Consider the following 22031-nt stretch of genomic DNA (forward strand, 5'->3'; position numbering starts at 1 on the left):
CGCCCGGCAATCTGGCGTTTTCGACGGAAACTCGCGATAATCCGCTGGCCCGTGAGCGCAGCAATTCACTCGAACTGTCGCCGGGCGCTCGTGCAACAGCCGATTATCACGCCGTCGAACGGCGCATTCGCCGCAGCGCAACGTCTGCCGGCGCATCGTCCGATGATCGCGGCCCTGCGACAGGCAGCCACGAATTTGAAAAAACTTGAACAATGGCCGTCCGCGCGCATCCTGCCGCGCCGGCATTCCGGATTCCGCCCGCCGCGCCCGCGCGCCGCGGGCATGCACGCAGGAGGCGCGGCGCCGATGAACATCCTGAACATCTGGCAGCGCGATTTCCTGCTGTCGATCGTGCGCTCGTCGCCGGCGCGTATCCGGTCTGGCATCAGGCGCCGCCTTCCCCGACGCAGAAGATCTACTTCTCGAACCACACGAGCCACATCGACACGCTCGCGATCCTTGCCGCGCTGCCGCGCGACGTGCGCGCGGTCGTGCGGCCCGTCGCCGCGCGCGACTACTGGGACAGCGGCGACCTGAAGCGCCACATCGCGCAGAAGCTGCTGAACGTCGTGCTGATCGACCGTCACCGCGAGAGCGGCGGCGACCCGTTGGACCCGGTGCGCGATGCGTTGCGGCAAGGCCACTCGATCATCATCTTCCCGGAAGGCACGCGCGGCGCCGACGTGTTGCCGCAGCCGTTCAAGAGCGGCCTGTTCCATCTCGCGACCGAGTTTCCGAACGTCGCGCTCGCGCCGGTCTATCTGGAGAACCTGCAGCGCATCATGCCGAAGGGCGCGATCTGGCCCGTGCCGCTGATCTGCAAGGTGCACTTCGGCGCGAACGACGCGCTCGGCGCCGGCGAAGACAAGCCGACCTTCCTCGCCCGCATGCGCAACGCGATCGTCGCACTCGCGCCGCCGCAGCGGCCGGCCGGCTGAACGCGGCGCCCTCCTCTCCCTTTTCCGGACCTCTTCATGCGAACTCTCTTCTGGGAACTGGTCGCGGGCGTCACCGGCGTGCTGGTGCTCGCGACCGTGATCGGCGCGATCCTCGGCGCGCGCAGCGGCGGCGCGAGCGCGACCATCGTCAACCTGAACCAGCGCATCCGCGCGTGGTGGGCGATGATCGCGATCATGGTCATCGCGATCAGCCTCGGCAACAACGTCACGTATCTGGTGTTCGCACTGCTGTCGTACCTGACGCTGCGCGAGTTCATCACGCTCACGCCGACGACCGCGAGCGACCATACGACGCTCTTCATCGCGTTCTTCGTCGCGATTCCGGTGCAGTACCTGCTGCTCGGGATCAACTGGTACGGGATGTATTCGATCTTCGTGCCGGTGCACCTGTTCTTCGCGATGTCGCTGGTGTCGGCGCTCACGCAGGACACGCGCGAATTCCTGAGCCGCAACGCGAAGATCAACTGGGCGCTGATGGTATGCGTGTACGGGCTGAGCCACGCGCCGGCCGTGCTGATCCTCGACATTCCGCGCTACGCCGGGCAGAACGCGCTGCTGCTGTTCTTCTTCCTGTTCGTCGTGCAGATCAGCGACGTGCTGCAGTACGTGGTCGGCAAGCTGTGCGGGCGCCGCAAGATCGCGCCGCAGCTGTCGCCGTCGAAGACGGTCGAAGGCTTCGTCGGCGGCGGCCTGCTCGCGACGCTGTGCGGTGCGTCGCTGTATCGCGTGACGCCGTTCAGCTTCGGCGCGGCGTTCGGGATCTCGCTCGCGATCGTGATCGCGGGCTTCGTCGGCGGCCTCGTGCTGTCGGCGGTGAAGCGCTCGCTCGGCACCAAGGACTGGGGTTCGATGATCGCGGGCCACGGCGGGATGCTCGATCGCGTCGACTCGGTCTGCTTCGCGGCGCCGGTGTTCTTCCACCTCGTGCGCTACCTGTACGTGTGATGCGCGGGCGGCGCGGCATCGCAAGCGCTAACGCGTCGGCGGGATGGGAAACCGACGCGTTCGGCGCATACTGACGCTCATCCCCACCCTTGCGCCGCATCGCGCGACGAGCCACTGCCACCGAACCCGCCCATGAAACTGAAGCTCGACATCGTGCAGCTCGCCGGCCGCGACGGCGACACACCGTACAACCTGCGGCGCACGCTCGACGCCATCGCGAGCTGCGCGCCCGGCACCGACATCGTGATGTTTCCGGAAGCGCAGCTCACCGGCTTTCTCGATCCGTCGAATCTCGCGCGCGTGGCCGAGCCGCTCGACGGTCCGAGCATCGGCGCGGTGATCGCGGCCGCGCGAGCGCGCAACGTCGCGGTGGTGGCCGGGCTGATCGAGAACGACGGCGGGCGCTTCTACAACACGACCGTGTTCGTCACGCCGGACGGCATCGCACTGCGCTACCGGAAGACCCACCTGTGGCTGAGCGAGCGCGACGTCGTGCTGCCCGGCGACCGCTACGCGAGCGTCGAATGGCGCGGCGTGCGGATCGGCCTCTTGATCTGCTACGACAGCGAATTTCCGGAAACCGGCCGCGCGCTTGCGGCGCTCGGCACGCAGCTGATCCTCGTGACCGACGGCAACATGGAGCCGTACCGTCAGGTGCATCGCACGTCGGTCTCGGCCCGCGCGATGGAAAACCAGGTGTTCGCGGTCGTCGCGAACCGCGTCGGCCCAGGTGCGCACGACGTCGTGTTCGCGGGCGGCAGCCTCGCGGCCGATCCGTTCGGAAACCTGATCTTCGAAGCCGGCAACGGCGAATCGCGCCACACGGTCGAACTCGATTTCGACCAGGTCGCCGCGTCGCGCGCGCTCTACGACTATCGCGCGGATCAGCGCCTGCACATCGCGGGCGAACGCATCGAGCACGCGGACGGGCGTCGCGAGTGGCTGATTCCGTGAGCATGAACCTGGCGGCGAACGCGGCCGGCTGGCGATGCACGCCGCCACATCGTCACGCCGGCTCCGGCACATCGATCGCCAGCAACACCGAGCTGACCGACTTGCCGTGCGCATCGAGCGCGAGCGAACGCGTGACGCCGCCGCCGAGCGCATCGCGCAGCACGAAGTTGAACGCGGCAAGCGCCGGCAGCTCGTAGCGCACGACGTCGCCGTGCACGATGCCCGCGAGCCATCCCTTCACCGCGGCCGCATCGAGATGCGCGCGCAGGTGTTCGTAGTGACGCGGATCGCGGCAGATGACCGATACGTTCAGCGTATTGCCCTTGTCGCCGGTGCGCGCATGCGCCAGTTCACGCAATTGCATCATGCCTCCACGAAAGAAAACGACGGCGTCACGGCCGTGCGCGGCAGCAGCACCGACTGCACGGCGATCACCTCGCGCGTCGACTTGAACGCACCGCCGCCGCCGGCCGGCCCGTTCGTATAGAGCGTCTCGACTTCGTTGCCGATCCGCGCGGCCTCGGCGGCGCTCGCCGCACGGCCGGCCACCCGCACGCGGACTTCGGCCGGCTCGCCGCGCACGGCGGGCGTCGCGTCGCCGTACAGCGCATCCACGCCGATCAAATCGAAACGCAGTTCGGTCGCGGCCACGCCCGTCAGCGCGAGCCGCTCGCGGACGATGTCGAGCGCGAGCCGCGCGCGTTCCAGCGCGCCCGGCCCGCCGTACGAGATCTGCCCTTCGCCGATATGGCCGTCGACGTACGCGACCGACACCTTGAGCGTCCCGGTGCGTGCGCTGCCGCGCCCGCCCGTCACGCGCACGCGGTCCGGCGCCTCCTCCGCCACCGCCACGCGCGTGAAATCCGCGACGACGTCGGGCTGCAGGTAGCGCGCCGGATCGTGAATCTCGTACAGCAGCTGTTCCTTGCAGGTCGCCGCGCTCACGCGGCCGCCCGCGTGCGGCACCTTGGTGATCACGACCGAGCCGTCGGCCGCGACCTCGCCGATCGGGAAGCCGAGCCGCGCGAGATTCGGCACGTCCTTGTAGCCGGGGTCGGCGAAATAGCCGCCCGTCACCTGCCCCGCGCATTCGAGCAGATGGCCGACGACCGTCGCGGCCCCGAGCGTGTCCCAGTCGTCCATCCGCCAGCCGAACGCGTGGATCAGCGGCGCGGCGAACAGCGACGGATCGGCGACGCGCCCGGTCAGCACGACGTCCGCGCCGGCCGCGAGCGCATCGACGATCGGCGCGGCGCCGAGATACGCGTTCGCGGACACGATGCGGTCGCGATACGCGGCGACTTCGTCGCCCGACTCCTCGAAGCGGAACGCGCCGCGCAGCACGACGTCGAGCACGTCGTCGCCTTCGACCGCCGCGACCTTCAGCCCGGCGAGGCCGAGCGACTGCGCGATCCGCGCGGTGCGCCGCGCGGCCGCGCGCGGGTTCGCCGCGCCCATGTTCGACACGATCCGCACGCGCTTGTCCGCCGCCGCCGGCAGCACGGCATGCATGCGCGCGTCGAGCAGCGGATCGTAGCCGAGCGCCGGATCCTTGCGCCGCGCCTGCTGCGCGAGCGCGATCGTGCGCTCGGCCAGGCACTCGAAGACGAGATAGTCGAGCTGCCCGTGTTCGGCCAGCTCGACCGCGGGCTCGATCCGGTCGCCCGAGTAGCCGGCGCCCGCGCCGATGCGCACGCGCCGTTCGTGTGATGGCTTTGCTGTCATGTCGGTACCGTGATCCGGCGCTCGCGCGCCGGGAAAAAAATCAAAAGACGCCCAGCACGACGCACGCGATCGTCATCACGATCGAGGCGCCGAACAGCAGCGGGAACGTGAACTTCTGGTGCTCGGCCAGCTCGATGCCGCACAGGCCGACGACGAGGAACGTCGCGGGCGTCAGCGGGCTGACCGGAAACCCGGTCGTCATCTGGCCGAGCAGCGCGGCCTGCCCCACGTGCACGGCCGGCACGCCGAGCTGGCCGGCCACTTCGGCGATCACCGGCAGCACGCCGAAGTAGAACGAATCGGGATCGAACAGCATGCTGAGCGGCATCGACGCCAGGCCGAGCGCGGCCGGAATGTGGCCGGCCATCGACGGCGGCACGAAGCCGACCGCCGCCTGCGCCATCGCCTTCAGCATCCCGCTGCCCTGCATGATCCCGGTGAACACGCCGGCCGCGAGCAGGATGCCGGCCATCATCAGCGCCGCGCGCGCATGGGCGTCGATGCGCTTCCTCTGCATGTCGACGTCCGGGTAGTTCACCATCAGCGCGACACACAGCCCGACCATGAACATGATCGCCGGCGGGATCTTCTCGCCCATCACGACCATCGTGCCGAGCACGACGAGCGTCAGCAGCAGGTTGAACCAGAACAGGTGCGGCCGGCGCAGCGCCTGCTCGTCGGGCGTGAGCGCGCGGGTCGGCAGCGGAATCGACGCGTCGTCGCGCGACAGTCCGAGCCGCTTCTCCTCGCGCCGCCCGAGCCAGTACGCGACGCCGAACACGAACACGAGCCCGATCGCCTGCACCGGAATCAGCGGATTGAACAGCGCCGACACCGGCAGGTGCAGCGAGGCCGACGCACGGATCATCGGCCCCGTCCACGGCAGGAAGTTGATCCCCGCGGCCATCGACACGGCCGCGGCCAGCACGCGCCGGTCCATCTTCAGGCGGTCGTACAGCGGCAGCACCGCGGGAATCGTCACGAGAAAGCACACGGCGCCCGAGCCGTCGAGATGGATCAGCAGCGCGAGCAGCGTCGTGCCCATCACGATCCGCGTGGGCCGCGTGCCGACCGCGCGCAGGATGCGGTCGATGATCGGGTCGAGCGTGCCGGCGTCGGTGATCGTCCCGAAATAGAGGATCGCGAACACGAACATCCCGACCACGGGCGCGAGGCCCTTCAGCCCGTCGATCACGAACTTGCTGGTATGCAGCCCGAAGCCGCCGATCAGCGACGCCGCGATCGGCACGATGATCAGCGCGACGAGCGGCGACATGCGTTTCGACAGAATCGCGGCCAGCAGCACGACGATCGTGCCCAGCCCGAGTAACGGCAGCATCGGTGTCTCCTACCTTGTCTTTTGTTGGAGACGAGCGTAAGGTCGGCGCAGCGATAGCACAATTGAAATGATTTGATCGCAGCAATCACGAACCGTTATGGATCTGAACCTTCGCGACATTCGCGCGTTCGTCACCGTCGCGCAGGCCGGCAACTTCACGCGCGCCGCCGCGCGGCTGCACCTGTCGCAGCCGGCGCTGACCGTGCAGATCCGCCGGCTCGAGGAAATCGTCGGCGCGCGGCTGTTCGACCGCAACAGCCGCAGCGTCGCGCTCACGCAGACCGGGCGCGAACTGCTGCCGCTGCTGCAGCGCTCGCTCGACGACATGGAGCGCGTGCTGCGCGATGCGCGGGCGCTCGGCGAAGGCGCGAGCGGCACGGTGCGGCTCGCGTGCCTGCCGACGTTTGCGTCCAGCCTGCTGCCGGAGCTGATCCAGTCGTTCCGGCGCGACGTGCCGCGTGCGGGCTTCGACATTCGCGACGGCGTCGCGAGCCTCGTCACCGCGCTGGTGCGCAACGAGGAAGCCGATCTCGGGCTGACCGGCGGCGACGCGTTCGACGCGTCGCTGGACGTGCTGTACGCGGGCGCCGACCGGCTCGTCGCCGTGTGCCCGAAGGATCATCCGCTCGCGCGCAAGCGGCGCGTGCGCACCGCCGACGTCGCCGCCGTGCCGCTCGTGCTGACCGCACAGGGCACGAGCGTGCGCAGCGTCGTCGATGCCGCGCTGGAAGCGGCCGGCTGCACGCCCGACATCGCGTGCGAACCGACCTACATGATGACGGCCGTCGCGATGGTGCGCGGCGGCCTCGGCGTGACGATCCTGCCGGCCGCCGCGCGCGAGGTGCGCGCGGAGCCCGACCTCGTCGCGAAGCCGATCGACGACCCGGCGTTCGTGCGGCCGATCGCGCTCGTCGCGAAGCGCGGGCGCACGCTGTCCCGCGTCGCGCAGGCGTTCGCCGACGTGATGCTGGCGGAATTGAACAAGCGCGCGTGAACCGCGCGCCCGAATCGCGAACGAAAGCCCGCTTTCTGCCTACTGCGCGTCCGGATCGACGTGCAGCGATTCGCCGATCGCATAGAAGTTGCCGCCGGCGATGTAGTGCAGGCTGCGCAGCGCCGGATCGGCCGATTCGAAATACCAGTGACCGTCGCGGAACACGCGCGTGTCGGACCATGCGCCGACCACCTCGCCGATGAACAGGTCGTAGGCCTGCTGGTTGTGCGGCTCGGGAATCAGCTTGCACGCGAGCCAGCCCGAGCAGCCGGCGACGAACGGCAGGTCATGGCCGGCGACGTCGAACAGCGTGACGCCCGCCTCGCGCAGCTTGTCCGGCCGCTCGGCGAGACTGTGACTGCCGACCGCGTGCGTGAGCTGGAGCTGCGCGGCCGTCGGCACCTGGATCACGAAGGTGCCGCTGCGCTCGACCAGCTCGCGCGTCTTCGCGGACTTGTCGAGCACGACCGTCAGCTTCGGCGGCAGGAAATCGAGTGCGCAGGCCCACGCGGCGGCCATCACGTTGTCGACGCCGTCGTGACGGGCCGACACGAGCACGGTCGGGCCGTGGTTGAGAAGACGGTAGGCTTTCTTCAGCTCCACCGGAGCGATGTGACTGTCCATGCGGGTTCCCTGGTGAGCGGCACGACGCGTGCCGGCCGAGGCCAGCATTCTCGCACTCCGTGCCGATCGCCGCTGACGGCGCGCGCGGGCGCGCTGCGTCACACCCAAATCGCTCGCGCGGTGCGCGCAATAACACACTCGGCCCGCATCGCGCGATTCGATTCGTTAAATAATCAATTGATGAATCGACGACCCATGCATCGTCGTCGAAATTCGACTGGAAATCGCGCGGAATTATCACGATTCCGGCAATACGCCAGTCGCGCCATCTCGAAATTCAAATCGATTGATGCACGATTCTCAATAATGTGAATCTCTCAATGGACCTTGCCGCAGCATGCATCTGTCGGCTTTATGTCACATCGGAGAATTTCGTTTTTGCCGTTCGTCTGCGGCTCGGTAGTCTCCTGCCATTCCGGTTCAAGAAAACAGGCCAATCGCAAGGAGATGAAATGAAACGCACGACCCTCTCGCTGATTTCGCTCGCGTCGTTCGCGGCGATGCCCGCCGCGCATGCGCAGTCGAGCGTCACGCTGTATGGCGTGATCGACACGTCGATCACGTACGTGAATCACTCGCAGGGCAAGGACAACGCGTGGATGCTCGGCAACAGCAGCGCTGGCAATCTCTCCGGCAGCCGCTGGGGCGTGAAAGGCAGCGAGGATCTCGGCGGCGGGCTGAAGGCGCTGTTCCAGCTCGAGAACGGCTTCGACCCGAGCAGCGGCCGGCAGGGCCAGGGCGGCCGCCTGTTCGGCCGGCAGGCGTTCGTCGGGCTGTCGAGCGACCGCTACGGCACGCTCACGTTCGGCCGCCAGTACGACCCGCTCATCGACCTCGTGCAGGGCATCACCGCCGACAACTATCTCGGCAGCGTGTTCGCGACGCCGGGCGACGTCGACAACTACGACAACAGCTTCCGCGTCGACAACGCGGTGAAGTACACGTCGGCCGTGTATTCGGGCCTGCAGTTCTCGGCGATGTACTCGTTCGGCGGCATCGCCGGCAGCACCGGCGCCGCGCAGTCGTATTCGGCCGCCGTGTCGTACAACAACGGGCCGTTCAGCGTCGCGGGCGGGTACTTCCACGCGACCAACAGCCCCGCGTCGAACGGGCTGCGCAACGGCTGGACCAGCTCGTCGGACGGCACCTTCGACGGCCCGATCAACACCGGCTACGCGAGCGCGCATTCGATCGGCATCGCCCGCATCGCGGGCCAGTATGTGGCCGGCCCGTTCACGTTCGGCCTCGGCTACAGCAATGCGCAGTACCGCCGCGACGCGAGCTCGGTGTTCAACTCGAACGAGCACTACAACACGGGGCAAGGCTTCGTGAACTACCAGGCGACCAATGCGCTGCTCGTCGGGCTCGGCTACAGCTACACGCGCTCGGGCGGCGATACGTCGGCGACTTATCACCAGGTGTCGGCCGGCGCGGACTATACGCTGTCCAAGCGCACCGACGTGTACCTGACCGCCGCGTACCAGCACGCGAGCGGCCAGACCGGCGACGGCAACGGCGGGGCGATGGCCGCGCAGGCGTCGATCGGTTCGTACGGCTATGCGGGCACGAGCTCGCAGACGATGGTCAACCTCGGCCTGCGTCACCGCTTCTGATCGACGATGGCCGGCTGCGTGCGGCATCGCGCGGCCGGCCGGTCGATACCGGATTTCGGGAGTCGAGGATGCATCGACACGGCGGCTGCGGCCGCCGTCGTCGTTTCTATGACCCGCGCACCGGCGCGCCTTTTATCGTCCGTTTCGCTGCACCATTCATTGCCGCATTCGCCGCGCAACTGACGCGTGGCGTCAGTATTTCGATAGCGGCCGCACGCCGGCATGCGCACGATAATCGGCCCTTTTTACCGATTCCATCCTGTCGCACGTGAATACAGGCGCCGGCGAAAATCCGCGACAAATCCGCCGGCAAATGCAAAGGAAAGTTTGACGCGAGCCATTTGCCTGCGCGCTATGGCACACTTCGCGTCTGCGTAATTTCCTTGCACCGGGCGGCCGGATTCCGCCCCATCCTGCCATGCCGCGTCAGACCGCCCGTTCGATCAGCCAAGCCACGCCGAAGATCGCCGCGACGATCGTGTTGTCGTGCGCGCTGCACGGGTTCGCGCGGGCCGACTGCCTCGACGACGCGGCCACGTTCCAGAAAGTGAGCGTGAGCCTGTTGCGCGGCATCGCGCAGGTCGAATCGGGGATGAATCCGAACGCCGTCAACACCAACACGAACGGCACCGTCGACATCGGCCTGATGCAGATCAACAGCACCTGGCTGCCGACGCTCGCGCGCGAAGGCATCACGCGGGAAAGCCTGTTCGATGCGTGCACCAACGCGTACGTCGGCGCGTGGATCCTGTCGCAGAACATCCGCCAGCTCGGCGCCAACTGGAACGCGATCGGCGCGTACAACGCCGCGTCGCCCGACAAGCGCCTCGCGTATGCGCGCAAGGTCTATGATGCAATCCGGACCATGCCGGATTCGCCGGATACTCCCATGCCCATCCTTCCGCCCTCCTTCACGCCGCCGCAACAGGTGCAGGCGTACAACCCGTTCGCCAGCCTGAGCGTGTCGGCACCGCCGGTCGCACGGCCCCGCACGCTCGCGCCTGCCGCGCCGCCGCCGCAACCGCAAGGCGGGCCGGCCGGCCCGGCCGGCACGTACAACTTCGGCTGGACCGTCACGGGTGCCGACCAGGCCAAGCCGACCCAGGTGTTCGACGACGGCGCGCGGATCTACGTGCAGTTCAGCGACATGAAGCACGTGCCGGCGATCTTCACCGAGACGTCGTCGGGCCGCGTGCTGATGTCGTGGGAACTGCAGTTCCCGTATGCCGTTCTGACGCGTCCCGCGCAAACGTTGATCTTCCAGCTCGGGCCGTTCGAGGCGCGCGCGCAGCGCGGCGCGACGGGGACGACCGCTCAGGCGGGCGCGGCACCCGCAGCGGGCACGCAGCGTTCGGGGGCGACGGCCGCCACGGCGGCGACGGCGACGGCAGCGCCCGCATCCAGACACACCGCCGATGCAGCGGCCAAGCGCACCGCATCGGCCGATGCGCTTTGGTATATCGACACGGCGTCCACGTCGGGTTCGGCAGCAACCTCGAGTCAGGCCAATACGTCGACGGCATCGACCGCGTCGAACACGCCTGCGACGTGGCCCACCGCAGTGACGTCGAACACGCCGCCGCCGGTTGCGACACCTCAGGCGCCCGCTGCGACGAAGCAGGGCGCACGCGTCAGCACCGACGCGCTCTGGTACATCTCGAAGTAACGCTCGGGCCGGCCCGATCCCTCACCCGCGCCGCACCCAGATCACCTTGCCGTCACGAATGCCGAGGTCGCGGCGCTCCTCGCGATAGTCCATCGTGCCCGGCAACGACTGGCCATCGCGCTCGAGCACGCGCCACAGGCAGCCGTCGAGCAGCGCGGCCGCATCGGCCTCGGTCTTGCCGATCAGCGCGTCGTCCGGCGTGGCGTCCGCCTTGCACGCGTTCACGGCGCTCGACGGCGCGGGGTTCGTCACCGCGCCGCCGGCGGTGGCGTTGGGGTGCTTCGTGTTCATGTCCGCACATCCCGCAAAGGTTGCTCTCGCAACGAGTGCCGCGAGCATCGCGATCGTGTTCTTCATCGGTTTCTCCCTGTCGCGGCCCGGCGCGGCAGGTGCGGGATGCGCGCACGCACCGGGCGTTGGATCCATGATGGGTTCTGCGCGCCACCGGCCGGTAAGGCACCGTATTGCGCGATCCGTTCGAGTCGAATCGGCTCCGCGCAGTCGCCTCGACAGCCTGACGCCGAAGCCGAAGCCGAAGCCGAAGCCGAAGCCGAAGCCGCCTTCATGTTACCGCACCGATCCGCGGCGAAGTCGTGCTCCCCGGACGGGGCGCTGGCGAATCATGCCGGCCGCGTCAGAACTTGTACGTCACGCCGGCCATGCCGAAGTAGTTGCTGCGCGTCTGGACGATCGGGCTGTCGCCATAGCGTCCGAGCAGCCGCGTGAAGCCGCTGGTCGCATGCACCGACCAGTGCCGCGACACGCCCCAGTTCCATGCGAGCGACAGCGTTGCGCTGTCGACCCCGCCGCTCGTCGAATACGGCCTGAAGCCGCTCGTCGCCGACTGCGCGTCGGTCACGCCGTAGAACGTCTGCATGTAGCGCCCGGTGCCGGCATGCACGCTGCCGGTCACGACAATATCGTGGCGGCCGGCCTTGAATACCGGCACCGCGAGATCGACGTGGCCGGACAAGCCGCGCGACGTATGCGTGACCGGCGCATCGATGGCGACGCTCAGTTCACCGCCATCGAGCAGCTGCACGCCCGCACGCATGCCGACGAGCACCGAACCGGGGATCCGGCCCATCCCCTTCAGGTGATCCGAACCCGCCAGGTCGAAACGGTTTTCGTCGGAACGGCCAGCGGCATAGCCGAGCGCTGCCGACACGAACGCCCCGTTCGGCAGGTTCAAACGGTAGCCGGCGCCTGCTGCCGTGTCGATGAAGAACCCGTTGCCGAACATCGCGGAGAACGACGGCGCGACGACGGCGCGATACTGGTTGCTGCCCTGGTAGCGCGGCGCGAACCCGCCGCCGAGCGATATCGCGTACTGGTTTTCGGCGTGGGCGACGGCGGCGAGGGTCAGGCCGGCAAGCGGCATGCAATAGCGCAACGAGCGCAGCGAGCGGAAGGATGGACTCACGATGTCGAGACAAGAGTGACGGAGCCCGAAGTCTAGGTACGACGGCGCGGCAGCACTGTCCTGAATCTGCGGCAAATGTGTGCTCAATTGTGATCGTTTGTTCCCGATTGTCGTATCGCGGCCCCGGCGGCCGCCACGCCGGATAGAATTCGCCGGCCGCGCATTCATCGGCATGGAGAGGCTGAACGCGCGCAACCGAGGAGACCATGAACGACAATCCGCTCAAATACCGTGTGCTGCTGATCGAGGACGACGACCGCCTCGCGCAGCTCGTGCGCGAATATCTCGACAACTATGAATTCGCGGTGACGGTCATACGGCGCGGCGATCTCGCGGTCGCCGCGGTGCGCGAGCATCAGCCCGCGCTCGTGATACTCGACCTGATGCTGCCGAACCTCGACGGGATGGAAGTCTGCCGGCGCATTCGCGCGTTCACCAACGTGCCCGTGCTGATCCTCACCGCGCGCGCCGACGTGTACGACCAGGTCGCGGGCCTCGAAACCGGTGCCGACGATTACGTGACCAAGCCGATCGAGCCGCGCGTGCTCGTCGCACGCGCCCGTGCGCTGCTGCGCCGCGCGCAGCCTGCCGCGTCCGAACCGGCGGCCCACACGCAGCCGCACGCCCTCGTGTTCGGCGAGCTGACGATCTCGCCGCCGAACCGCACGGTCACGTGGCGCGGGGAACTCGTCGACCTGAAGACCACCGAGTTCAACCTGTTGCTGATCCTCGCGCGAGCGGCAGGCACCGTGCTGAGTCGCGACGACATCCTGAAGCAGTTGCGCGGCATCGAATTCGACGGGCTCGACCGCTCGGTCGACTCGGGCATCTCGAAGCTGCGCCGGCGCTTCGAGGACGCTTCGTCGGAGCCGCAACGGATCAAGACGATCTGGGGCCGCGGCTACCTGTTCAGCCCTTCCGCGTGGGACGACTAAATGCTGCGCCCGTTGATCAAGCTGTACCTCATCGTGATCCTGTGCTGTGCCGCCTCGATCGTATTCATTCAATGGTCGTTCAACAGGATTTTCTACGAGCGCGTGGCGCAGGCGCAGCGCAACGCGCTGACCACTTACGCGTTCGTGCTGAACGATTACCTCGAACGCCATCCGGGCGGCAAGCGCAGCCTCGCGCTGCGTGAACTCGCGCAGCACGGCAACGAGCGATTCGGTTTCGTGACGATGGCCGACGCCCGTGCGCAACTGCGCGGCGGGCCGCTGCGCGATCTGGACGCCGGCCGGATCGCGATCAGTTACGACCGCAGGAATTACTACATGCCGCTCGCGGACGGCTCGGTCCTGCATGCCCGCCCGATCGCACCGGCCGACCTCGACATCCAGATCTACGCATACGGGATGACCGCACTCGCGGCCCTGTTCGCCGTCGCGCTGTGGACCTCGTATCACTGGCGCGACCTGCGCAAGCTGCAGGCCGCCGCGCACGCGTTCGGCGCGGGCAACCTGTCGACGCGCGTGAAGCTGTCCGGGCGCTCGAACATCTACGCGCTGTCGCAGCAATTCAACGACATGGCCGAGCGGATCGAGGCGTCGATCAAGCAGCAGCGCGAGATGATGCACGGCATCTCGCACGAGCTGAAGACGCCGCTCGCGCGCCTCGAATTCGGGCTCGCGCTGCTCGCCGAATCCGACGAAAGCGGCCGCATGCGCGAGCGCCGCGACGAACTGCGGCGCGACGTGCGCGAACTCGACGAGCTGGTGACCGAGCTGCTGACGATCGGGCGGCTCGAACAAGGCGCAAGCGAACTCGCGCCGATGGACGTCGCCGTCGATGCGCTGATCGACAGCGTGGCCGGCAACGTCGCGAACGACGTCGCCGACCGCGGCCTCACGCTCGGCGTGTCGACGACCGGTGCGCCCGCCACCCACGTGTGCGATCCGAAACTCGTCGCACGGGCGCTGCTGAACCTGATCCGCAACGGCGCACGTTATGCGTCGCGCACCGTGCTGCTGTCCGCGACGCACGACGCGTCCGGCGCGCTGGTGCTGAGCGTGGACGACGACGGTCCCGGCATCCCGGTCGCCGAACGCGCGCGCGTGTTCGAACCGTTCCAGCGGCTCGACTCGAGCCGCGACCGGCAGACGGGCGGGTTCGGCCTCGGGCTCGCGATCGTGCGACGCGTCGCGCTCGTGCACGGCGGCGACGTGCGGCTCGAGGATTCGCCGCTCGGCGGCGCCCGCTTCGTGATTTCGCTGCCGCCGCGGGCATTGCCGGAATTCCTCGGCGACACGCCACCGCGCACGGAGCACGTGCGCGCCGGCACGGCAACGCCGTAACGACGCGCGCCAAGCGCAGCGACGGCCGGCCGGTCCGTCACGCCGTCACGACTCCGCGAGCGAAACCGTCCTCGTGACCCGCGCCGGCGCGGTTTCCTTCAGTGCCAGCGCGACGAACAGGCCGAGCACCAACGCGCCCATGCCGAGCTGCATGATGTACTGGATGCCGAAGTGCTTCGCGACGTAGCCCGCGACCGACGGCGCGATGCCGCCGCCGAAGATCTCGCCGACGCCGATCACGAGCCCGGACGCCGTGGTCATCAGTTGCGCCGGAACGGCTTCCGCGCTGATCGGCCCGACCGTCAGCGTGATCATCGCGAAGACGAAGAAGATCGTCGCCAGCAGCCCCGCGAACAGCGCGGCCGGCTCGGCGCCGGTGCGCGAAAACACCCACATCGACACGAACGCGCCGATGACCGACAGCACCATCACGGGCCGGCGGCCGATCCGGTCGGACAGCGCCGGCATCGCGAGCCCGCCGAGCGTGCCGCCGATGCCGGTCGCGGACAGCACGAAACCCATCTGCTGCAGGCCCAGGTGCAGGTAGTCGGTCAGGTAGTTCGGCAGCAGCGCGCTCAGCACGATCAGGCAGGTCAGCCAGCACAGCATCCCGACGAAGCACAGCGGCACGTTGCGGTAGCGCAGCACGTCTCGCCAGCGATGACGGCCGGCATCGACCGTGCCGGTATGCGCGGCCGCGCGCTCGGCGCTGGTATCGCGCAGCACCTTCCACGTCAGCGCGCAGACAACGAGCCCCGGCACCGCGACCATCGCGAAGATCCAGTGCCACGGCACGACGCGCATCAGCTGCGTGACGACGACCGGCGCGATGCCCAGGCCGAGCAGCGGCAGCGCCGCCTGCTGAATGCCGACGTTGCGGCCGTGGCGCGCCGGATCCGACGCATCGAGCGTCGCGGTGATGCTCGACGGCGTGTACGCCCCTTCCGCGAAGCCCATCACCGCGCGGATCGCCATCAGGCTGCCGACGCCCCACGCGAGCCCGCTCGCGCAGGCCAGCAGCGAGAACGCGAGCATCGCCGGAATGATGACCTTGCGATGACCGAAGCGGTCGGACAGGTTGCCGGTCAGCAGCGCGGACACGCCCCACGCGACCGACAGCGCCGCCGTGATGTGACCGAGATCCTGGTAGTCGAGTTTCAGGTCCCGCATCATCACGGGAAAGAGCGGCATGATCATGAAGCGGTCGACGCCGACGAGCCCGAATCCGAGCGCGAGCAGCGCGACGATCTTCCATTCGTACGAGGTGTCCCGGTCGGACACGCGTGCGTGATTCATCTGGTTTCTCCAAAGGGGTGCGCGTGCCGCGCGGTCAGAACACGGTATGCATGCCGATGCGTGCGATCGCCTGGTTCGCGCCGGACGATGCACCGTCCGGCTCGAGCACGCCGTTGATCTGCGCATGGGCGCCACTACTCGCGCGCTGCCACGCACCGCTCGCGTAGACCATCGTCCGCTTCGACAAGCGGTACTGGATCGTGGCGGTCAGCTGGTGCGCGTGGTTGTCATCGAGCGTCGCGTTGCCCTTCATGTACATGTAGTCCGCGCCAAGCGTGGTCGCGCCGTTCAGCTTCCATGTGCCGCCGACCTCGCTCATCCATGCGGCGCCGCCCGACGCCGCATTGCGCACGGTCGTGAACAGCGCGCTCAGGTTGGCCGCGCCGAATCCGTAGCGCAGCCCGGCGCCCCAGTTGCGCACGCTGGTCGCGGGCGAGCCGGCCTGCGCACCGTATTTCTCGTTCGTATAGGCGGCGGCCGCGCCGAACGTGCCGATCGAATAGTCGGCGCCGACGCTCACGGTGTTGTTCGCGCCGATGCTGCCGGGCACGCCGCCGAAGCCGTAAAGCGCGCCGAATTTCAGCCCGCCGACCACGGGGCTCACGTACTTGACCGCGTTCGCGACGCGCCGGCTGCCGGCCATCCGGTCCCAGTCGAACGCGCCGGTCGGGTTGCCGGGCAACGCGAGCTTCTGGAACGGGCCGTTGCGCAGGTTGTACAGGCCGCCCACGTCGCGCGCCGCGTCGACGCCGCCGAAGAACAGCGTGTCGGCCATGAACTCGTACTGGTTGCCGAGCGTGACCGTTCCGTAGCGGTCGTGCTGCAAGCCGACGAATGCGGTGCGCGCGAACAGCCCGTCGCCGATCGTCGTGCCCGAGCCGATCGCGATCTGGCTGACGAGCTGGAAGATCGCATGCATGCCGCCGCCGAGATCCTCGCTGCCGCGCAGCCCGACCATGCTCGGCGTGAAAATGCCGTCATCGAATTTCGCGACGCCGTGACCGCCTTCGTTGCTCACATAACTCACGCCTGCATCGAGCAGGCCGAACAGCGTGACGCTGCTCTGCGCGGATGCCGCGCACGCATGCCCGAGCGCCAGCACGCCGATTGCACAGGTCTTCTTGCTGACCATCCTGATCTCCAAATGTAATTCGTTATACTGATTGATATGGCGAGAATGAAATGCCTGACGCGTCGGGCCGGGCGGCCCGACGAGCGCGCGCCGGCGCAAGCCGGCGGCATGCGGTGCGACGATTCAGCCGGCTTCGGTGTTCTCGAAGAAATAGCCCGGCACGTCCGGCCCCCACAGGTACAGCGAGTCCTCTGGCGGGTGATCGCCGACCGGCCACTCGACGCCCGCACCGACATAGTCGATGTCGGCCGAATACTCCCAGAACGAGCCCCACGGATCGCGCACGTACTGGAAGTAGTTCGAGCCCAGCACGTGGCGCCCGACGCCCCAGCCTTCCACGTAACCGGCCCGCTGCATCTGCATTTTGCCGAGCCCGACGTCGTCGACGGCCGGCACATCCCATGCGCTGTGATGCCAGCCCTTCGCGGTGCCCTGCGCGAATGCGATCAGGTGATGGTCGCTGCCGTGGCGTGCGTGGAGGAACGCGACGATGCCGGCGGCGCCGTCCGACAGGCCGAGGCCGAGCGCCTGCTCGTAGAACGCGATCGCCCGGCCGATGTCCGGCGTGAACATCAGCACGTGCGACAGCCGCGCCGGATGCACGATCGGGGCGTCACCGCGAAACAGCGCGCCGCGCTGCGGCCGGATGCCGGTCGCGCGCGGCGGCGCCGGCTTGCATGCGGGTGTCGTCTTCGCCCCCGCCTTCAACTGCAGCAGGTTGCCGTCCGGGTCCTCGAACCAGAAACCGTCGTCCGGCGCCTGCCCTGCCGGCGCCGCCGCCGCGCCCCCGCCCGCGGCAAGAATCTGCGTGCGCAGCGGCGCAAAGTCGTCGGCGAAGCAGTTCAGCGACAGATACGCGAGCCGCTTGCGCGGCCCTTCGCGCAGGGTCGCCCAGACGTGGCCGCCGGATTCCGTGCGCAACCGCAGCGCGTGCCCGGCTTCCTCGACGTCGAAGCCGAATGCCGTCACGAACCGACGGGCGTCCGCGAGGCCCGGCACGTCGAGCGAGAAATGGTCGATGCTGTGGATGCCGAATGCGGCACGCTTGCGTGTCGCATTCGCCGCAGCCGTCGTCGTCGTTTCAGTCGTCATGCCGGCCTCCGTTACGCTTCGGCGAGCGCGACCGCGTCGGCCCGCGCGCGTGCCTGCCCGGTGCCGCCGAGAATCCGGGACAGCACGCGGCGCAGCGCGCCGGCCGGATCGTCGGCCAGCGCTTCCGAACGCCATGCGACGAAGCGGTCGGGCCGCACCAGCACGCAGCCGTGATCCTCGATCTCGCGCTGCCGCGCCCAGTCGCCGTACACGTCGAAGGTCCGCGTGCCGTGCGCGATCGACACCGCGCGGATCTCGATGCCGAATTCGTCGCCGACCCGCTGCGCCGCATCGAGCCACGCCTGGCCGCCGGCGCCCGTGAGCACCGTGAACGCGCCGCGGCCGACGAGGTCGAGCGTCGACACCCGTTCGCCGCCGTGCTGGATCCACGCATGCGGAATCGATGCGCCCGGCGTCGTCGTCGGATGATAGTAAAGCTCCGGGTCGCGCGACGGAATCGGGAATGTCGCGCCGTCGCGCACGATCGCGGACGACGTGTAATGCTGCCCGAGTTCGACGCCATGGCAGTTGAACTGGTAGTTCTGCAGTTCGACCGCATCGGCGAGCGCCTTGCGGCGCTTCCGGCCAGCGTCGTCCTCGGCGAACAGCCCGTCGAGCGACGCCCAGCCTTCTTCCGCGCTCTGCCCTTCCGAGAAGCCGAGTGCCTTCGCGATCGGCAGCATCTCGCCGACCGATTTGATCGCACGATTCACGACCGTCTCGGCAACCGGCTGGCGCTCGTCCGAATAGGTCTGCAAGAGCGCGGGCGATGCCTGCCCCTTCACGATCATCGCGAGCTTCCACGCGAGGTTGAACGCGTCCTGCACCGACGTGTTCGAGCCGAGCCCGTTCGCCGGCGGATGACGGTGCGCGGCGTCGCCGGCGATCGCGACGCGGCCCTTCACCATCGTGCGCGCGACCATCCGGTTGATCGTCCACTTCGACACCGCCTTCACGCGGATCGGGATCTCGGGGTCGCCGATCGTCGCGCGCGCCCGCGCGATCACCGCGTCGTGGCTCAGGTCGGGCTCGCCGTCCTTCGGGTTGTACATGAAGAGCAGCACCCATTCGTTCCACGGCCGCACGCAGATGTAGGTGCCGCTGCCGACCCAGTAGTCGCTGCCCGGCTGGCTCATCCAGTACAGCACGCCCGGGCGGTGCGCGGTGTATTTCTCCAGGTCGACCTCGAGCCAGCAGTTCACCGCGCAGCCGAGCCCCATTTCGCCGTCGAGTTCGAAGCCGATCTGCTTGACCACGAGGCTTTGCGCGCCGTCCGCGCCGACCGCGTAATCGGCGATCACCTCGATCTCCTCGCGCGTCACGACGTCGACGAGCTGCGCGATCACCGCGTCGTCCGTCTGACGAATCGACACGAGTTCGGTGTTGAACAGGATATGCGCGCCGTACTCGCGAGCCGCGCCGAGGATCACCGGCTCGAGCAGATGCTGCGGCGCATTGCACATCTGCGACGGGCTGGCTGCCTCGTAGTCGGCCTTGCGCTTCGTGCCCGTGCCCCAGGTCTGCAACCGTGCAATCTCGCGATCCGCGAAGCTGGTCGCCCACACGTTGTTGGTCATCAGCTCGTTCGGCGTCGCGAGCGCTTGCACGCGCGCCTCGATGCCGAGATCGCGGAACACCTCGACGGTGCGCTGGTTCGTGATGTGCGCGCGCGGCGAATGGGCGGTGCCCGGATAACGCGTGATCGCCAGCACCTCGACGCCGTATTTCGCGAGCAATGCCGCGGTCGTCAGCCCGGCCGGCCCTGCGCCGACCACCAACACCGGAACTCGAATCTGTCTCATGTCTTCCTCAGTCTCTTGATTGGGTCCGTTCAACGGCCGGCGTTCATTGCGCCGCGTCTTCGTCGCGCACCGGATTGCGCAGGATGCCGAGCCCTTCGATCTCGACCTCGCACACGTCGCCGTCGCGCATGATCAGCTTCGGGTCGCGCGCCCAGCCGATGCCGGCCGGCGTGCCGCTGACGATCACGTCGCCCGCTTCCAGCGTGATCGCCTCGCTGACGATCGCGATCAGCGTCGCGACGTCGAACAGCATGTCGCTCGTGTTTGCCGACTGCACGATCTTGCCGTTCAGCCGCGTTTCCAGCCGCAGCCCGGCGCCGCCCGCCGGCAGCTCGTCGGCGGTGACGAGCGCGGGGCCGAAGGCACCCGTGCCGTCGAAGTTCTTGCCGACGGTCCATTGCGGCGCCTTGAACTGGTATTCGCGCACCGACCCGTCGTTGAACACCGAATACCCGGCCACGCAATCAAGCGCGCGCGCCTTCGGCACGTGACGGCCGCCGCTTTTCAGCACGACCGCCAGCTCGCCCTCGAAGTCCAGCGAATCGGACACGCGCGGCCTGATCATCGGCGCACCGTGGCCGATCAGGCTCGTCGTGAAGCGCGGGAACAGCGTCGGATAGGAAGGCTGTTCGTACGGGCTTTCCTTCGTGTGGTCGGCATAGTTCAACCCGACGCAGATGATCTTGCCGGGCCGCGTGAGCGGCGGCAGCCACGTCACCTCGTCGACGTGGAAGGTCGGCCCGGCCGATGTCTGCCGGTCAGCGAAGCCGGCCAGGTCGGTACCGCTCGCGAGCAACTGTTCGAGCGTCGCATCGCCGAGCGACACGATGGTCGAGTCGCGCTGCACGCCGAGCATCCGTTTGCGGCCATCGGGCGAAAAATTCACGTAACGCATGACATCTCCAGATCAAGGGGTCGCCGCCGGGCTGGCCGCGATTTAGATACAAATTTAGAAAATATATATATTTTCGTCTTTGCATGTTTACCCTAGCCTTCGCATACGTCCTCCAGTTCTGCATATAATTTGGCCATCTGGAGGGAAATATTCGTGGACATGACGTTTGACGACGCAGTAACCGGCGGCTCGCGAACCATGGCGTCGGTGCTGGCCGACACCATTCTTCGGGACATCGTGTCGGGTGCGCTCGCCCCCGGCTCCAAGCTGAAGATCCGGGAGCTGGCCGACCGCTATCAGGCCGGCGTGATCCCTCTGCGCGAAGCCGTGTCGCGACTCGCGATGAGCGGCTTCGTCGAGGCGGAGGACCAGCGCGGCTTTCGCGTGACCCCGGTATCCCGCGCGGATCTCGAGGACATCACGTCGGTGCGGCAGTGCATCGAATCCGAGGCGCTGCGCGACGCGATCGAGAGCGGCAACCTCGAATGGGAGGCGTCGGTGCTCGCCGCGTTCCATCTGGTGAACAGCCTGCCGACCGTCGTCGACGAGCCGCCGCGGATGAACCCCGACTGGGAACGCGCGCACGACCATTTCCACGCGACGCTGCTGGCCGGCTGTCGTTCGAAATGGCTGAAGCATTTCGCGGCGACGTTGCGCACGCAGACTGCGCGCTATCGGCATCAGTCGCTGCGCAGCCAGCATGCGGACACGCGCGATGTCGGTCGCGAGCACGAGGAGATCGTGAAGGCCGTGATCGCACGCGACGCCGATCGCGCGTGCGAGCTGCTGCGCGCGCACTTCGCCGCCACCGCACGGCTCGTGCTGGAAGACACCGCGCCCGCCGGCGGCGCGGCGCCGGCCATGCGTACCGCCGGCAAGGCACGCGCGCGGCGCTAGGCCGCGCGTTTCGTTCGTCACCCGCTCCCGCCGCCCGCTTCGACTCCCCCGATCCGCACCGCCGGATCGGGCCGGCCGCCACGCCGCTCGATCGCCGCATGCGCGGCAACCGTCTCCTTCACACCTGTCAGTGCTCCTGATCATGCCGAAAATGGTAGCGGCACGCTGCGCCCGGTCGCGCCCGCATGCCGTTCGATGAACGAGAACACTATGTTCTGTCCGCGCGCGCTACGCACCGCCGCGCGAATCGCATAAGCTGACGACACTCGCCGGCACCCGAATCCGGCGAATCGCCAGGCGCGCGCCGCGTCGAGGTCGCGCCGCACCGTCGCGCTTCGATCGTCGCGGCACCGCACCACAGCAGAATCGCATCGCGCCCGCACG

At 68.1% G+C, this 22031-nt stretch carries 19 protein-coding genes and 1 pseudogene; 9 read left to right on the forward strand and 11 right to left on the reverse strand.

All coding sequences use genetic code 11. The features are described 5' to 3' along the window. The first annotated feature begins 306 nt into the window (after positions 1-306). The 3 genes and pseudogenes from PL79_RS23335 to PL79_RS23345 all read left to right on the forward strand — a co-directional run bounded on the left by PL79_RS23335 (position 307) and on the right by PL79_RS23345 (position 2858). Positions 307-938 (forward strand): annotated as a pseudogene (locus tag PL79_RS23335) (lysophospholipid acyltransferase family protein). Positions 939-974: 36 nt separating this feature from the next. Continuing rightward, positions 975-1904 (forward strand): phosphatidate cytidylyltransferase, encoded by a 930-nt coding sequence (locus PL79_RS23340; RefSeq protein WP_044848429.1) that lies wholly within the window; start codon positions 975-977, stop codon positions 1902-1904. A gap of 132 nt (positions 1905-2036) precedes the next feature. Beyond that, entirely contained in the window at positions 2037-2858 is an 822-nt protein-coding gene (locus PL79_RS23345) for a carbon-nitrogen hydrolase family protein (protein WP_044848428.1), read from the forward strand. Between the two features lie 52 nt (positions 2859-2910). Here the strand turns inward: PL79_RS23345 and PL79_RS23350 are convergent, their stop codons facing one another. The 3 genes from PL79_RS23350 to PL79_RS23360 are packed head-to-tail and all read right to left on the reverse strand — an operon-like array spanning position 2911 to position 5922. Then, entirely contained in the window at positions 2911-3222 is a 312-nt protein-coding gene (locus tag PL79_RS23350; RefSeq protein WP_044848439.1) for an AtuA-related protein, read from the reverse strand. After that, positions 3222-4583: an acyclic terpene utilization AtuA family protein gene (locus PL79_RS23355; RefSeq protein ID WP_044848427.1), complete on the reverse strand. Its 1362-nt coding sequence runs from the start codon at positions 4581-4583 to the stop codon at positions 3222-3224. The genes PL79_RS23350 and PL79_RS23355 overlap by 1 nt, the downstream gene beginning before the upstream one ends. 40 nt (positions 4584-4623) lie before the next feature. After that, positions 4624-5922 (reverse strand): CitMHS family transporter, encoded by a 1299-nt coding sequence (locus PL79_RS23360; RefSeq protein WP_044848426.1) that lies wholly within the window; start codon positions 5920-5922, stop codon positions 4624-4626. 97 nt (positions 5923-6019) lie between these two features. Here PL79_RS23360 and PL79_RS23365 point away from each other — a divergent pair, with 97 nt between their 5' ends. Then, positions 6020-6916, forward strand: coding sequence for a LysR family transcriptional regulator (locus tag PL79_RS23365; protein WP_044848425.1), 897 nt, complete (start codon positions 6020-6022; stop codon positions 6914-6916). 39 nt (positions 6917-6955) lie between these two features. Here the strand turns inward: PL79_RS23365 and PL79_RS23370 are convergent, their stop codons facing one another. Continuing rightward, the gene (locus tag PL79_RS23370) at positions 6956-7540 is read right to left on the reverse strand and encodes a flavin reductase family protein (protein ID WP_044848424.1); all 585 of its coding nucleotides are present in this window, start codon (positions 7538-7540) and stop codon (positions 6956-6958) included. Between the two features lie 452 nt (positions 7541-7992). On the opposite strand from PL79_RS23370, the gene PL79_RS23375 reads away from it, so the two are divergent. Beyond that, the gene (locus tag PL79_RS23375) at positions 7993-9153 is read left to right on the forward strand and encodes a porin (protein ID WP_044848423.1); all 1161 of its coding nucleotides are present in this window, start codon (positions 7993-7995) and stop codon (positions 9151-9153) included. Positions 9154-9571: 418 nt separating this feature from the next. Beyond that, a complete protein-coding gene (locus PL79_RS23380; protein WP_044848422.1) occupies positions 9572-10819 on the forward strand; it encodes a lytic transglycosylase domain-containing protein in 1248 nt (415 codons plus the stop codon). A 21-nt stretch (positions 10820-10840) separates the two neighbouring features. Here the strand turns inward: PL79_RS23380 and PL79_RS23385 are convergent, their stop codons facing one another. Both PL79_RS23385 and PL79_RS23390 read right to left on the reverse strand, forming a co-directional pair. After that, complete coding sequence (locus tag PL79_RS23385) at positions 10841-11176, reverse strand: hypothetical protein (protein ID WP_044848438.1); 336 nt, start codon at positions 11174-11176, stop codon at positions 10841-10843. A gap of 277 nt (positions 11177-11453) precedes the next feature. After that, the gene (locus PL79_RS23390) at positions 11454-12200 is read right to left on the reverse strand and encodes a MipA/OmpV family protein (protein WP_044848421.1); all 747 of its coding nucleotides are present in this window, start codon (positions 12198-12200) and stop codon (positions 11454-11456) included. Between the two features lie 248 nt (positions 12201-12448). Between PL79_RS23390 and PL79_RS23395 the strand changes: the two genes are divergently transcribed. Next, positions 12449-13177 carry a response regulator gene (locus PL79_RS23395; RefSeq protein WP_044848420.1) on the forward strand — a complete coding sequence of 243 codons (729 nt, stop codon included), beginning with the start codon at positions 12449-12451 and terminating at the stop codon, positions 13175-13177. After that, the gene (locus PL79_RS23400) at positions 13178-14533 is read left to right on the forward strand and encodes an ATP-binding protein (protein WP_044848419.1); all 1356 of its coding nucleotides are present in this window, start codon (positions 13178-13180) and stop codon (positions 14531-14533) included. A 45-nt stretch (positions 14534-14578) separates the two neighbouring features. On the opposite strand, the gene PL79_RS23405 is transcribed toward PL79_RS23400, so the two are convergent. From PL79_RS23405 to PL79_RS23425, 5 genes are all read right to left on the reverse strand, one after another. Beyond that, a complete protein-coding gene (locus PL79_RS23405; RefSeq protein WP_044848418.1) occupies positions 14579-15829 on the reverse strand; it encodes an MFS transporter in 1251 nt (416 codons plus the stop codon). A gap of 34 nt (positions 15830-15863) precedes the next feature. After that, complete coding sequence (locus tag PL79_RS23410) at positions 15864-16961, reverse strand: porin (RefSeq protein WP_044848417.1); 1098 nt, start codon at positions 16959-16961, stop codon at positions 15864-15866. A gap of 123 nt (positions 16962-17084) precedes the next feature. Then, entirely contained in the window at positions 17085-18053 is a 969-nt protein-coding gene (locus tag PL79_RS23415; protein ID WP_044848416.1) for a VOC family protein, read from the reverse strand. 11 nt (positions 18054-18064) lie between these two features. Continuing rightward, positions 18065-19855 carry an FAD-dependent monooxygenase gene (locus tag PL79_RS23420; protein WP_044848415.1) on the reverse strand — a complete coding sequence of 597 codons (1791 nt, stop codon included), beginning with the start codon at positions 19853-19855 and terminating at the stop codon, positions 18065-18067. A 43-nt stretch (positions 19856-19898) separates the two neighbouring features. Beyond that, on the reverse strand, positions 19899-20750 hold the full coding sequence (locus tag PL79_RS23425; RefSeq protein WP_044848414.1) for a fumarylacetoacetate hydrolase family protein: 852 nt from the start codon (positions 20748-20750) through the stop codon (positions 19899-19901). A 159-nt stretch (positions 20751-20909) separates the two neighbouring features. On the opposite strand from PL79_RS23425, the gene PL79_RS23430 reads away from it, so the two are divergent. Continuing rightward, positions 20910-21647 carry a GntR family transcriptional regulator gene (locus PL79_RS23430; RefSeq protein ID WP_044848413.1) on the forward strand — a complete coding sequence of 246 codons (738 nt, stop codon included), beginning with the start codon at positions 20910-20912 and terminating at the stop codon, positions 21645-21647. The last annotated feature ends 384 nt before the right edge of the window (positions 21648-22031 follow it).

This window comes from Burkholderia sp. USMB20 (assembly GCF_000949135.2).
Classification (GTDB): Bacteria; Pseudomonadota; Gammaproteobacteria; order Burkholderiales; family Burkholderiaceae; genus Burkholderia.